This window comes from Burkholderia sp. AU6039 (assembly GCF_002223365.1).
Classification (GTDB): domain Bacteria; phylum Pseudomonadota; class Gammaproteobacteria; order Burkholderiales; family Burkholderiaceae; genus Burkholderia.
Genome location: NZ_NKFK01000007.1, coordinates 804,810 through 817,599, shown reverse-complemented (window position 1 = coordinate 817,599; position 12,790 = coordinate 804,810). Strand labels below are relative to the sequence as shown.

Genomic DNA, 12,790 nt, shown 5'->3' with positions numbered 1-12,790 from the left:
TCGGCGCGCGCCGCGAGTCGCTCGGCGCCCTATTCGACCGACGGCGACTGGATCAGCCGCAGAATCCGTGTGTCGTACGGCGAATGCATGACTTCGGCGATACGGACCTCGGAAGCGGCCGGATGCAGCGGATTCAGCAGGAAGTTGTGCGCGTGCGGCACGACGACGCTCGGCACGCGCAGCAGCGCGCTCGGCTGCGTGTGCAGCCACTCGGTGCCGGCGCTGCGGGTCCAGTCGACGTTGGTTCGCCAGTCCTCCGGCGCGTCGCCCTCCGCGATTTCGGCGATATCGATCGAATCGGCCGCCTCGATGCGAAGCAACTGGTATCCGCTCGGCAATTGCGCGACCGTGGCGATTTCGAAATGAACGAGCGTCTCGAGCAGTGCGAGCGCCGGATGCTCGGCGAGATACACGACGGGCTGCCCGGCAAAATGCCAGCGCCCGCCGGCGCGCAACCCGCCGATCCCTTTCAGGTCGGCGAAATTGCTGATCCGCCACAGTGTCGTCAAGCGAAGTACCCCTCGTCGATCTGCGTGAGGGCTTCCTCGACGAGCCGCGCGCCATGCTCGGTGCTCGCCATGTCGAGCGACGTGCGGCCGCCGAAGCGCTGAAGCCCGTTGCGCAGCCATGCCATCGCCTTCTCCTGGTCGCCGAACGTAGCTGTCGCCTGTGCGACGATGCGCGCGAGACGGATCGCCTTGTCGGATTCCTCCTGCGACAGGCGTTCGTGCGCCTGCCGACGATGGCTCAGCGTGCGACGCGGAATGATGAAGGCCAGCTCGTCGGATTTCAGCCCGCGCTCGGACAGACGGTCGATCACCGAGACGTCGATGCGGGCGCTCGCCAGCTCGGCAAGATCGGCCCCCGATCGGACACGGATCGCCAGCAGCTGTTCGAGAATCGTGAATTCGGCCTGACGCGGATGCGCGACGCCCGAAGGATGGAAAGCAATGGTGCTCATGACCTCTCCCGGCAATTTGCCCAATCATTATAGGCGTTTTGCCGGAAGCATGCAGGCGTGGGCGATGGGCGCGCCTGTGGTGCTCGTCGGGGTGCCTGCGAAGGCGAGGACGACATGCCCCACCGACCTGGAAGCAAGCTTCTGTGGCCGCGAATCGAAGATTCGCCTGGGGGATGGGATGCAATTATTCAGTATATAAAGTCCAGCCAAACGTCGTACGGTTGTCACGTAACAACTTTTTAACTGATTTCATTTTCTCCGATTTCGCCGGCTCATCCTTCCAGACAAGGTCGAGTGGTTCGATCAGGACAAGGAGATGTTCTTCAAGCGTGCCCGGTCACCCGGAACGCCGCTTCTGGCGATTCATCGTCCGTCGCGATGGAATCGCATCGCCGTGCACTCGTGACGGATGCGTTCCCATATCGCGCGTTTCTCGTCATCGTTCATGAACACCCAGTGCAAGACTTCGTCGGCCGTTCGGCCGCATCCCTTGCAGACATCGTCGAACAACGTCGAGCACACTCCGACACAGGGGCTGTCGGGTAAGTCATGAAGTGTGGAAGCCATTGGAACGCTCGTATCGGTAGAAAATTCGGCAGCGTTACGAATCGCGCTCCCATACACGGGTACCTTTCCGCCCGCGACGCGGCCGATACCACAAAACGAACCCGCCCCGCTTGCCTCGACGACGACGCCAGCCGAACCGGCGTCGTCGCGATGCCCGCGCCATGAGGATCACTGCGCGATCGCGCCAGACGTCCTGCAGCGGTGCGAGACTGCGCGGGCCGGCTGTCCGAATGATGGCGTTATCGCCGGGCGATGCGGCGTTCACGGGTGCCCAGGTTCGATCGCGCGGTTGCCATATACAGTCGCACGACCTGGTCATTCAGGAGCCGCGATTCACTTTTCGCGCACAACCTCCGCCCAATACCCAGGATCGTGCGCCACGCCGCGAGCAATCAGCCAGCCCACGCGGACGACCGGATCACGCTGCAGAAATTGCCTGCGTGGAAATGCGGATCCTTGTCTGCGAGCACGTCGGCCTTCACGTTGCCGAACGTCGTATCAGGCTTGTGCTTGATCCCGTCGTAGAACGCCTGAATGATGTCTTCCTTGAAGTGCGGCGTGCGCGGATGCGCACGAACGACGGCCTCGCGCTCCACATCGCTGTATTCCGGATAGGTCAGGCCCAGCACGTCCATCTCGACGCCCGCGGTAACGAGCGCGATCACCGGATGCATGTGCTGCGGGATGCCCGGCGTGGTATGCAACGCGATCGAGGTCCACACGACGTCGATATCCTGCTGCGAAATGCCCTTGCCCTTCAGGAAATCGCGTGCGGCGTTGGCGCCGTCCACCTCGAAACGCTCGCACGCGCTGCTGTGTTTGTGCGTGAGCCCCATGTCGTGGAACATGCAGCCGCAGTAGAGCAGCTCGGGATCGTATTTCAGCCCGCGCCGCTCGCCCGCAAGCGCCGCGAAATAGAACACTCGACTGGAATGATGGAACAGCAACGGAGACGCGGTATCGCGAACGAGCTCGGTGATCTCGCGCGTCAATTGGCTATCGGGAATGGTGATGCCTGCAACGTTCTCAGTCATGATCGACCTCCATTGAAAACACCCTCGATTCTCCGGCGTCCGATAGCTGTCTCCAATAGACGTGTTACGTCAGATCCTGCCATTTTGCGCGACCGACGGACACGGCGCCCGCGCAGCGGGAAGAACACCGGAAACAGGCCCGTCTGCGAGCATCGTGCGCCACTGGCGCCTCTATACTGCTACCCGCCACGTTCGACACACCACACCATCGATCATGCCGAAGGTCGTAGGAATTTTCGCCGTTCCGGGCGTTCAACTGCTCGATGTCTCCGCACCGCTCGACGTCTTCGCGCAAGCGAACGCCGAATGCGGGAAGCCGTTCTATACATTGCGGATCATCGCCAGCGAGTCCGGTCCGATCCGCAGTTCGTCCGGCGCGCAGTTACTGCCCGACTGGATCGTTCCCGACATTCCTGAGCGCATCGACACGCTGCTGGTCGCCGGCGCGCCGAGCGCCGGCCGGATCGCACTGCGCACCGACGTCCTCGCGTGGCTGCGAGCGGCGGCCGTGCAGAGCAAGCGCTACGGCTCGATCTGCACCGGCGCGTTCATCCTCGCGGCCACCGGCCTGCTGAAAGGCCGTCACCTGACCACGCACTGGGCTGCAGCCGATGCGCTTGCCGAAGCCTATCCATCGCTCGCCGTCGACGCGGACGCACTGTATGTGCGCGACGGCAAGCTGCGCACCGGCGCCGGCGTCACGGCCGGGCTCGATCTGGCGCTCGCGCTGGTCGAGGAAGATCTCGGCCGCGAGATCGCGCGGCGCGTCGCCGCACAACTGGTCATGTTCTTCAAGCGCCCGGGCGGGCAACTCCAGTTCAGCCGCAAGGGCGAGGCGCGCCCCGCCGGACGTTCGGTACTACAGGAGGTCCAGCGCTGGATCGCGGCGAATCCGGAACTCGAGCATTCGGTGGCGGAAATGGCGAAGCATGCGGGCATGAGCCCGCGCCACTTCGCACGCCTGTTCCGCGCGGAAGTCGGCATGACGCCGGCCGCATGGGTCGAGGCGACCCGCATTTCGGCCGCCCGCCACTTGCTCGAGAACGGTCACGACACGCCGAAACAGGTCGCCGCGAAATGCGGCTTCGCGAATGTCGATACGCTCAGGCGGTCGTTCACCCGGCACGTCGGAATCACACCCGCCGAATACCGGAAACGGCAGGCGGTCCTGGTCGAGTGACGCGGCCGTGTGCCAGAAATACGGCAAGAACGATATAGACAGCCTCACACAAATACTTCGGAATGCGATTTAACTGATCGCTTTTTGACCCCGACCGATCGACGGCATCGCCCCACTCATGGCTCCGTCCGCAGTCCCTATCCAGCGCGGGACAGCCTCGCAATCATCAGATGAAATGCGCGCCGCCCCGGATCGTTTACCCAGTTGCAATAATTATTCGCTGGAACGCGTATTTCCGACCGGTAACGCGATCGCTACGATGCAATCAACCGCTGAACGCAACAAGCGAAGCGCGAAATCAATGAAACCGGAGGTCATCATGAAGTCGTTCATCTACGCTGTCGTCGCCGCAACCGCCCTGTCCGTCTCGTACGGCGCATTGGCACAATCGAATCCGTCGGACCAGCTGACGCGTGCCCAGGTGCGCGCGGAACTCGTCCAGCTCGAACAGGCCGGCTACAAGCCCGAAGTCTCCGATCAGTATTACCCGCGCGCGCTGCAGACCGCCCAGGCCCGCGTGACGAACGCCGATGAAACCGGCTACGGCGCGCAAGCCTCCGCCGGCGTACGCGCCGGCCGCGCGATCGCAGTCAAGCAGGATGGCCGCGACTCCGTGTATTTCGGCCAGTAAGCCGGACACGCGACCGCGTATTCCGATACGCGCGCAGCAAACGAAACACCCCGCTCTGAACTGCACCCCAAAAGTTGGATTTTGATCCAACCTTTGGGGTGTTTGTTTTCCGGTCGTCCGCTCCCGGAACGGATTGCGCGCCCCGATCGATGCGGTCTCGCGAGTCGCGTGCCGCGCGGCTCCATTCACGACGGCAGCCGGTGTTTGCGCATAGAATGGCCGCGTGGTCGGCGTCGGCCGAAACGAACGCGAGCGGAACCACGACGCCCCGGCTTGCCCGATCGTCGCCGCGCCCGCAGGCCGGCCCCGATGCCGCACTCATCGCATTTTTCGAAAAGGAGCGGTTTCATGTCTCAAACATCCGGTTCCATGATCACGTTTCGACGCCCGGACGGCCAGGAACTGCAGGGCTATCTCGCCACGCCGGCCAAGACCGAGGGCGCGCCCGCGGTCGTCGTCATCCAGGAATGGTGGGGGCTGAACGACCAGATCCGCGGCGTCGCGGATCGCCTCGCGCGCTGCGGCTACTTCGCGCTCGTGCCCGACCTGTATCGCGGCAAATCGACGGTCGAGGAAGAGGAAGCGCACCACCTGATGACCGGGCTCGATTTCGGCGACGCGGCTTCGCAGGACATTCCGGGCGCCGTGACGCATCTGAAGACGCTCGCCTCGCGTGTCGCGGTGACGGGTTACTGCATGGGCGGCGCACTCACGCTGCTGTCGCTGCAGTTCGCCGATGCGGACGCGGGCGTCACGTGGTACGGCCTCCCGCCGCTCGACTACCTCGATCCGGCGAAGCTCAAGGTACCGCTGATGGGCCACTGGGGCACGCAGGATGCGTTCTTTGCGATCGACCAGGTCGATGCGCTCGAGAAGAAGCTGACCGATGCGAAGGTCAATGTCGAATTCCATCGCTATCTCGCGCATCACGCATTCGCGAACGAAACGGCTGTCGGCCCCGGCCGTATCGCCGGCACGCAGTTCGATCCGGTGTGGTCGCAAATGGCGTGGGATCGCACGCTGACGTTCTTCGGCCGCACGCTTTGGGAAAAGCAGGGTTAAACGTAACGCCGTTTCAGGCGCGAGCGGCTACGCAGACTGCGTAAAAAGAAACGCCACGGATTTTCATCCGTGGCGTTTTCGTTTTCGCGTCGGGCAGCCTCCGCGAACAGGGACAATGGCTCGCCCCTGCCCTTGGTCTTGCTTACCCGTTCGTCGCCGTTGCCGACGCAGGCGCCGGAGCAGCCGTCTTGTCGTAGTCGACCGGTGCATCCGGCGCGCGCGGCGTTTCGCCGGCCCGCTCGATCCACCCGCCGCCCAGCGAACGGTACAGGTTGACCAGGTTGGTCCAGCGTGCCAGACGCGCATTGATCACCGACTGCTGCGCGCTGTACAGATCCGTCTGCGCAGTCAGCACCGACAGATAGCTGTCGACGCCGTTCTTGTAACGCAGGTCCGACAGGTCGAAACGTCGCTGCTGCGCGTGCTCGTTGCGCTCGAGCGCCGCGATCTGCTGGTCGTACGTGCCGCGTGCGGCCAACCCGTCCGCCACGTCGCGGAACGCCGACTGGATCGCCTTCTCGTAGTTCGCGATCTCGATGCGCTTCTGCACGTGCGCAAGATCGAGGTTCGCGATGTTCGCGCCGCCTTCGAAGATCGGCAACGCGATGCTCGGCGCGAACGACCACGCCGCCGTGCCGGCCTTGAACAGGCCACCGAGCGTCGGGCTCGCCGTGCCGAACGCGCCCGTCAGCGAGATCTTCGGGAAGAACGCCGCGCGTGCCGCACCGATGTTCGCGTTCGCCGCCAGCAGCGACTGCTCGGCCTGCATCACGTCGGGGCGACGCGTCAGCAGGTCGGACGGCAGGCCGGCCGGCACATCCGTCAGCAGGTTCTGCGCGTCGAGCGGCATGCCCGCCGGCAGATCGTCCGGCAGCGGCTCGCCGATCAGCAGCACCAGCGCGTTCAACGCCTGCGCACGCGCCCGTGCTTGCGCCTGCTGGTTCGACAGCGCCTGCTCGACCACCGTCTGCGCCTGACGCAGCTCGAGCTCGGAGCCCGTGCCGTTGTCGAACTGCAGCTTCGTCAGGTTGTACGAGTCCTGCGCCGTCTTCAGCGTGTTCTCCGTGACCTTCAACAGATCGTCGGTCGACAGCAGCGTCAGGTATTGATCCGCCACCTGCGACACCAGCGAGATCTCCGACGCCTGCCGCGCATACGCGGTCGACAGGTACTGCGCGAGCGCCTGGTCCTTCAGGCTCTGCACGCGGCCGAACAGGTCGAGCTCCCACGACGCCGACAGGCCGACGTTGTAGGTCGTCGTGATGTTCCGGCCCGGCGCCACCGACAGCGCATTCGGCAGGCGCTGACGATTACCGGTACCCGTCGCATCGAGCGTCGGGAACAACCCCGCGCGCGTGATCTGGTACTGCGCGCGCGCCGCCTCGATGTTCAGCACCGACACGCGCAGGTCGCGGTTGTTCTTCAGCGCGATCTCGATCAGCCGCTGCAGGCGCGGATCGACGAAGAACTCGCGCCAGCCGATGGCGGTCGCAGCTTGCCCGTTCGCGCTGCGCGCGCCGGCCGCACCCGGCTGCGTCGCGTAGACGCCGCCGGCCGGGTACGCCTGCGCGACGGGTGCGTCGGGCCGCTTGTAATGCGGCGCCATCGTGCAGCCCGTGGCGAACAACGCGGCAGCCAGGGCAGCCGCGGTCGTAGTCAAAGCGTGTTTTTGCATCGTTACTGCCCCTTCGAATCGTGTGCGTCGTCGTGACCGCGCTGCAGGTCGCCCTGCACGAGACGCCATGCGTCGTCGACGTTTTCCGTCTCGCCGCTGAAGATCGCGCGAACCCGCACGAAGAACATCGGGATCATGAAGATCGCGAGGAACGTCGCCGTGATCATCCCGCCGATCACGCCCGTACCGATTGCGTGCTGGCTCGCCGAGCCCGCGCCGTTGCTGATCGCGAGCGGCAGCACGCCGAGCATGAACGCGAGCGACGTCATCAGGATCGGACGCAGCCGCAGGCGCGCCGCCTCGATCGCCGCGCGCACCGGCCCCATGTTTCCACCGGCCTGCAACTCGCGCGCGAACTCGACGATCAGGATCGCGTTCTTCGCGGACAGGCCCACGGTCGTCAGCAGGCCGACCTGGAAGAACACGTCGTTCTCGAGACCGCGCAGCATCGTCGCGAGCAGCGCGCCGACCACACCGAGCGGCACCACCATGATCACCGAGAACGGGATCGACCAGCTTTCATACAGCGCCGCGAGACACAGGAACACGACGAGGATCGAGATCGCGTACAGGATCGGCGCCTGCGAGCCGGACTGGATTTCCTGGAACGACAGGCCGGTCCACGAATAGCCGATCCCTTCCGGCAGCTTGCTCGCGAGCGCTTCCATCGCCGCCATCGCCTGCCCGGTCGACTTGCCTTGCGCGGCCTGCCCCTGGATCTCGATCGACGACACGCCGTTGTAGCGTTCGAGCTTCGGCGAACCGTAGCTCCAGTGGCCGGTCGCGAACGCGCTGAACGGCACCATGCCGCCCGTGCTGTTGCGCACGTACCAGATGTTCATGTCTTCCGGCGTCATCCGGAACGGTGCATCCGACTGCACGTACACCTTCTTGATCCGGCCGTCAGTATCGAGGAAGTTGTTCACGTACTGCGACGCCCAAGCGATCGAGAACGTCTGGTCGATCGCCGCAGCCGTCACGCCGAGCGCATTCGCCTTCTCGCGGTCGATGTCGACCTTGTACTGCGGCGTATCGTTCAGGCCGTTCGGGCGCACGAGTGCCAGCGCGGGATCCTTCGCGGCCATCCCGAGCAACTGCCCGCGCGCGGCCATCAGCGCTTCGTGGCCGAGACCGGCGTTGTCCGTCAGCTCGAAGTCGAAGCCGGCAGCCGTGCCGAGTTCTGGAATCGACGGCGGGTTGAACGGGATCACCATCGCGTCCTTGTACTGCGCGTAGTGCGCGAACGTCCGGCCGATCAGCGCCTGCACCTTCTGGTCCGAACGCTGGCGATGCTCGTACGGTTTCAGCTTCACGAACACGAGACCGGCGTTCTGGCCGCGGCCCGCAAAGCTGAAGCCGTTAACGGTGAACACCGAGTCGACCACATCCTTCTCGGTGGTGGTCAGGTACGTGTTGATGTTGTCGAGCGTCTTGCCGGTCGTTTCCTGCGTGGAGCCCGACGGCGTCTGCACGATCATGAACATGTAGCCCTGGTCTTCATCCGGCAGGAACGACTTCGGCAGGCGCACGAACATCACGCCGACCGCGATGAACACGGCCAGGTAGATCACGAGCCAGCGGCCCGAGCGCCGGATCACGTGGTTCACGCCGCTCGTGTAGCGATCGCGACTGCGGTCGAACGTCCGGTTGAACCAGCCGAAGAAGCCCTTCTTCTCTTCGTGATGCCCTTGCGGGATCGGCTTGAGGATCGTCGCACACAGGGCCGGCGTCAGAATCAACGCGACGAGTACCGACAGCACCATCGCCGACACGATCGTCAGCGAGAACTGCCGATAGATCGCGCCGACCGACCCGCCGGAGAATGCCACCGGCACGAACACCGCCGACAGTACGAGCGCCACACCGACGAGTGCGCCGGTGATCTGGCCCATCGCCTTGCGGGTCGCCTCCTTCGGCGACAAGCCCTCCTCCGCCATCACGCGCTCGACGTTCTCCACCACCACGATCGCATCGTCCACCAGCAGGCCGATCGCGAGCACGAGGCCGAACATCGACAGCGTGTTGATCGAGAAACCGGCGACGCCCATGATCGCGAACGTGCCGAGCAGCACGACCGGCACCGCGATCGTCGGGATGATCGTCGCCCGCAGGTTCTGCAGGAACAGGTACATCACGAGGAACACGAGCACGATACCTTCGAGCAGCGTCTTGACCACTTCCTCGATCGACAGGCGCACGAACGGCGTCGTGTCGTACGGGTAGTGCACGACGAGACCGTGCGGAAAGTACTTCGACAGCTCCTGGACCTTGGCCCGCAGCGCGGTGGCGGTCGCCAGCGCGTTCGCGCCGGTCGCGAGCTGGATGCCGAGGCCGGCCGTCGGCTGCCCCATGTACTTCGTGTCGAACGTGTAGTTCTCCGAACCCAGCGCCGCGCGGCCGACGTCCTTCAGGCGCACCTGTGAACCGTCCTGGTTGACCTTCAGCAGGATGTTGCCGAATTGCTCGGGCGTGCGCAGCAGCGTCGATTCGGTGATCGTCGCCTGCAGCATCGTGCCCGGCTTCGCCGGCGTGCCGCCGATCTGGCCGCCCGCGATCTGCACGTTCTGCTGCGTGATCGCAGCCGACACGTCGGTCGGCGTGAGGCTGTAGTTGGTCAGCTTGACCGGGTCGAGCCAGATGCGCATCGAGAACTGCGAACCGAGCAGCAGCGTCTGGCCGACGCCGTTCACGCGGCTGAGCGGATCGAGCACGTGCGACGCCACGTAGTTCGTCAGGTCCTCCTTCGACATGCTGCCGTCGTCGGAGTTGAACGCGAACCACATCAGCCAGTTGCTGCTCGACTTCGTGACCTGCATGCCGAGCTGCTGCACGACCTGCGGCAGGTTCGGCGTCGCGAGCGACAGCTTGTTCTGCACCTGCACCTGCGCGACGTCCGGATTCGTGCCCGGCGAGAAGGTCAGCGTGATCGTCGCGTTACCCGAGTCATCGCTCGTCGACGACATGTACAGGAAGTTGTCGAGACCGCTCATCTGCTGCTCGATCACCTGCGTCACCGTGTCTTCCACAGTTTTCGCGGAAGCGCCCGGATAGTTCGCCTGGATCTGGATCGTCGGCGGTGCGATCGTCGGATACTGCGCGATCGGCATCTTGAAGATCGATGCGACGCCGGCCAGCATCAACACGATCGCGATCACCCACGCAAAGATCGGGCGATCGATAAAGAACTTGGCCATGAAACGGACTCCTTGTTATTGCGCGGACGACGCAGCGGTCGAACGCACGGCAGCATGGGCGACGGTGCTCGCCGGCGCGGCGCCGGACGCATTCGCAGCGCTTGCCGGTGTGCCGGACGCAGCGTCCGGCGCCGGTGCGAGCTGGGCCGCGACGGTCTTCACGGTCGCACCCGGGCGCACCTTGTCGACGCCCTGCACGATCACGTGATCGCCCGCTTGAAGACCGCCTTCGACGATCCAGTCCTGGCCGTACGTGCCGGCCGTCGTCAACGGACGTGTCTCGACCTTGTTGGCCGCGTTCACGACCAGTGCGATCGCCTGGCCCTTCTGGTCATGCGTGACGCCGATCTGCGGCACCAGGAACGCGTTCTCGTTCACGCCTTCCTCGATCCGCGCGCGCACGAACATGCCCGGCAGCAGCACGCGGCCCGGATTCCGGAAGATCGCGCGAATCGTCACCGAGCCGGTGGTCTGGTCGACCGTCACGTCCGAGAACTGCAGCTTGCCGGCTTCCGAATAGGTCTTGCCGTCCTCCAGGATCAGCGACACCTTCGCGGCGCCCGGGCCGCTCGTTTTCAGCTTGCCGCTCTGCACGTCCTGGCGCAGCTTCAGCCCGTCGAGGCTCGACTGCGTGAGGTCGACGTACACCGGATCGATCTGCTGCACCGTCGACATCAGCGTCGCCTGGCTCGCCTGCACATACGCGCCCGGCGTCACCTGCGAGATGCCGACTCGGCCTGAAACCGGCGAGACGACATCGGTATAGCCGAGGTTGATCTGCGCGGTATCGACTGCCGCCTTGCCGGCTGCGACGTCCGCCGCGGCCTGGCCTTGCGTGGCCACCGCGTTGTCGTAGTCCTGCTTGCTGACGGCGTTAGCGGCCACCAGCACCTTGTAGCGCGCGACCAGCGCGTTCTGCGTGACGAGGTTCGCCTGTGCCCGCGCGAGCGTCGCTTTCGCGCTGTTCAGCGCGGCGACGTACGGCGCCGGGTCGATCTTGTACAGCCGCTGGCCGGCCTTGACGTCGGTGCCTTCGGTGAATTCACGACGCAGCACGATGCCGTCGACCCGCGCGCGCACCTGCGCGACCAGAAATGCGCTGGTGCGGCCCGGCAGTTCGGTTACCGCCGGCACGGCCTGCGGCTGGACGGTGACGATGCCGACTTCCGGCGTTTGCGGCGGCGGTGCCGATTCTTTTTTTCCGCACGCGGCCAGGAAAACGGCAGCCGTTGCAGCAGTGATTAAGCGGTATGGAACCCGTTCGACGCGCATGGAGCGACCTCTCGCAAATAGACGACCTTCAATGGGAATCACCAGATCTCCTCGTGACCTGCACGCGCGGCCGGAATGCTGTCGCTTCCTGTTTGCCGCGAATGAGGTCACGTATTTCGGGCGTGCGTTGCGCCCTGCGGAGCGTTCGTTCGTCGAACTGCTTCCGTGGAAAAAACCATGAGCCCGCTGCCCTGGCGGGCGGGCATTGCCGCGGCTATCAACCGGGCCGCTAGCTCGCCGGCTGGAACGCGGCGCCGGCGAATTCGATGAATGCCCGTGCAGCGGCCGGCAGATGCGCGGTGCGCACATGCGCGAGCTTCAGCGTGACGGGCGCGAGCGGGCGAATCGGCGCGACGCGCACCAGCGTGCCGGCCACCAGATCGGCGTCGACGAGATACGCGGGCAGCACCGCAGCGCCCATGCCGGCCACAGCCAGCCGCCGTGCCATCTCGAGATGGCCGACACCCAAACTGCCGCCGGGCGCCGTGTCGGGTCGAAACGCAACCGCATCGTCATCGCCGGTCGCCGGCAGATCGAGCCGCACGGCCGTGATGTCCGGCCAGTCGCCCGACGCAGCCGCGCCGCCATGCGCATCGACATAAGTCGGCGCCGCGACGCGCACGGATTCGTAGGCGGCCAGCGTGTGCAGCGCATGCGCACCTGTCACCGGCATGCCGTCGGTCAGAAACGCGACATCGATGTCTTCGGATGTCAGGTCGACATGGGCATCGGTCAGCGTGACGGTCGGCCGCACGTCCGGAAACCGGTTGACGAAACGATCGAGCAACGCGCTCAACTGGCTGAGCCCGAACGCGACCGGCGCAGCAATGCGCAACGCGCCTTCCGGCTTGCTGCCCATCGCGACGAAACGACCGTCGATCTCGTCGATCGCACCGAGAATCCGCTCGACGCGCGCGAGGTACAGCTCGCCGATTTCCGTCAGCGACTGGTGGCAGGTGCTGCGTTGAAGCAGGCGTGCGCCAAGGCGCGTCTCGAGCGCATCGACCAGCCGGCTCGCCATCGCCGTCGACACGCGCAGCCGGGTCGCCGCCCGGCGAAAGCCGCCTTCCCTTGCCACCGTCACGAATGCCCGAATCGATTGAAGTTGGTCCATTTGTCCGGATTTCCCTGCGCGGTCGACTGCGTTGACGCGCACCTCCGTCGCCGCATCGCGACCGACATGCAACGGCCCGGCCAATGCGGCTGCACCGACG

General features: G+C 65.1%; 11 protein-coding genes. 3 read left to right on the top strand and 8 right to left on the bottom strand.

Annotation, left to right across the window (positions count from 1 at the left end; genetic code table 11):
- Positions 1-29: 29 nt before the first annotated feature.
- The 4 genes from CFB39_RS35655 to CFB39_RS35640 all read right to left on the bottom strand — a co-directional run bounded on the left by CFB39_RS35655 (position 30) and on the right by CFB39_RS35640 (position 2,562).
- Positions 30-509 (bottom strand): RES family NAD+ phosphorylase, encoded by a 480-nt coding sequence (locus CFB39_RS35655; RefSeq protein WP_089476493.1) that lies wholly within the window; start codon positions 507-509, stop codon positions 30-32.
- Entirely contained in the window at positions 506-961 is a 456-nt protein-coding gene (locus CFB39_RS35650) for an antitoxin Xre/MbcA/ParS toxin-binding domain-containing protein (protein ID WP_089430054.1), read from the bottom strand. Before CFB39_RS35650 ends, CFB39_RS35655 begins: the two co-directional genes overlap by 4 nt.
- A 363-nt stretch (positions 962-1,324) precedes the next feature.
- Positions 1,325-1,528: a DUF1289 domain-containing protein gene (locus CFB39_RS35645; RefSeq protein ID WP_089476492.1), complete on the bottom strand. Its 204-nt coding sequence runs from the start codon at positions 1,526-1,528 to the stop codon at positions 1,325-1,327.
- Between the two features lie 392 nt (positions 1,529-1,920).
- Positions 1,921-2,562, bottom strand: coding sequence for an HD domain-containing protein (locus CFB39_RS35640; protein ID WP_089476491.1), 642 nt, complete (start codon positions 2,560-2,562; stop codon positions 1,921-1,923).
- 214 nt (positions 2,563-2,776) lie between these two features.
- Here CFB39_RS35640 and CFB39_RS35635 point away from each other — a divergent pair, with 214 nt between their 5' ends.
- The 3 genes from CFB39_RS35635 to CFB39_RS35625 all read left to right on the top strand — a co-directional run bounded on the left by CFB39_RS35635 (position 2,777) and on the right by CFB39_RS35625 (position 5,435).
- The gene (locus CFB39_RS35635) at positions 2,777-3,742 is read left to right on the top strand and encodes a GlxA family transcriptional regulator (protein ID WP_043185412.1); all 966 of its coding nucleotides are present in this window, start codon (positions 2,777-2,779) and stop codon (positions 3,740-3,742) included.
- A gap of 319 nt (positions 3,743-4,061) precedes the next feature.
- A complete protein-coding gene (locus tag CFB39_RS35630; RefSeq protein ID WP_256991539.1) occupies positions 4,062-4,373 on the top strand; it encodes a DUF4148 domain-containing protein in 312 nt (103 codons plus the stop codon).
- Positions 4,374-4,721: 348 nt separating this feature from the next.
- The gene (locus CFB39_RS35625; RefSeq protein ID WP_089430049.1) at positions 4,722-5,435 is read left to right on the top strand and encodes a dienelactone hydrolase family protein; all 714 of its coding nucleotides are present in this window, start codon (positions 4,722-4,724) and stop codon (positions 5,433-5,435) included.
- A gap of 142 nt (positions 5,436-5,577) precedes the next feature.
- Here CFB39_RS35625 and CFB39_RS35620 read toward each other — a convergent pair whose 3' ends face one another.
- From CFB39_RS35620 to CFB39_RS35605, 4 genes are all read right to left on the bottom strand, one after another.
- Positions 5,578-7,110, bottom strand: a complete 1,533-nt coding sequence (locus CFB39_RS35620) for an efflux transporter outer membrane subunit (protein WP_089476489.1) — start codon at positions 7,108-7,110, stop codon at positions 5,578-5,580.
- 2 nt (positions 7,111-7,112) lie between these two features.
- Complete coding sequence (locus CFB39_RS35615; protein ID WP_089476488.1) at positions 7,113-10,304, bottom strand: efflux RND transporter permease subunit; 3,192 nt, start codon at positions 10,302-10,304, stop codon at positions 7,113-7,115.
- Positions 10,305-10,319: 15 nt separating this feature from the next.
- Positions 10,320-11,576, bottom strand: coding sequence for an efflux RND transporter periplasmic adaptor subunit (locus CFB39_RS35610; protein WP_089476487.1), 1,257 nt, complete (start codon positions 11,574-11,576; stop codon positions 10,320-10,322).
- Positions 11,577-11,805: 229 nt separating this feature from the next.
- Entirely contained in the window at positions 11,806-12,690 is an 885-nt protein-coding gene (locus tag CFB39_RS35605) for a LysR family transcriptional regulator (protein WP_089476486.1), read from the bottom strand.
- Positions 12,691-12,790: the final 100 nt, after the last annotated feature.

Coding starts and splice junctions, on each gene's coding strand:
- CFB39_RS35650 (WP_089430054.1), bottom strand. CDS start 961: ATGAGCACCATTGCTTTCCATCCTTCGGGCGTCGCGCATCCGCGTCAG.
- CFB39_RS35645 (WP_089476492.1), bottom strand. CDS start 1,528: ATGGCTTCCACACTTCATGACTTACCCGACAGCCCCTGTGTCGGAGTG.
- CFB39_RS35640 (WP_089476491.1), bottom strand. CDS start 2,562: ATGACTGAGAACGTTGCAGGCATCACCATTCCCGATAGCCAATTGACG.
- CFB39_RS35635 (WP_043185412.1), top strand. CDS start 2,777: ATGCCGAAGGTCGTAGGAATTTTCGCCGTTCCGGGCGTTCAACTGCTC.
- CFB39_RS35630 (WP_256991539.1), top strand. CDS start 4,062: ATGAAGTCGTTCATCTACGCTGTCGTCGCCGCAACCGCCCTGTCCGTC.
- CFB39_RS35625 (WP_089430049.1), top strand. CDS start 4,722: ATGTCTCAAACATCCGGTTCCATGATCACGTTTCGACGCCCGGACGGC.
- CFB39_RS35620 (WP_089476489.1), bottom strand. CDS start 7,110: ATGCAAAAACACGCTTTGACTACGACCGCGGCTGCCCTGGCTGCCGCG.
- CFB39_RS35615 (WP_089476488.1), bottom strand. CDS start 10,304: ATGGCCAAGTTCTTTATCGATCGCCCGATCTTTGCGTGGGTGATCGCG.
- CFB39_RS35610 (WP_089476487.1), bottom strand. CDS start 11,576: ATGCGCGTCGAACGGGTTCCATACCGCTTAATCACTGCTGCAACGGCT.
- CFB39_RS35605 (WP_089476486.1), bottom strand. CDS start 12,690: ATGGACCAACTTCAATCGATTCGGGCATTCGTGACGGTGGCAAGGGAA.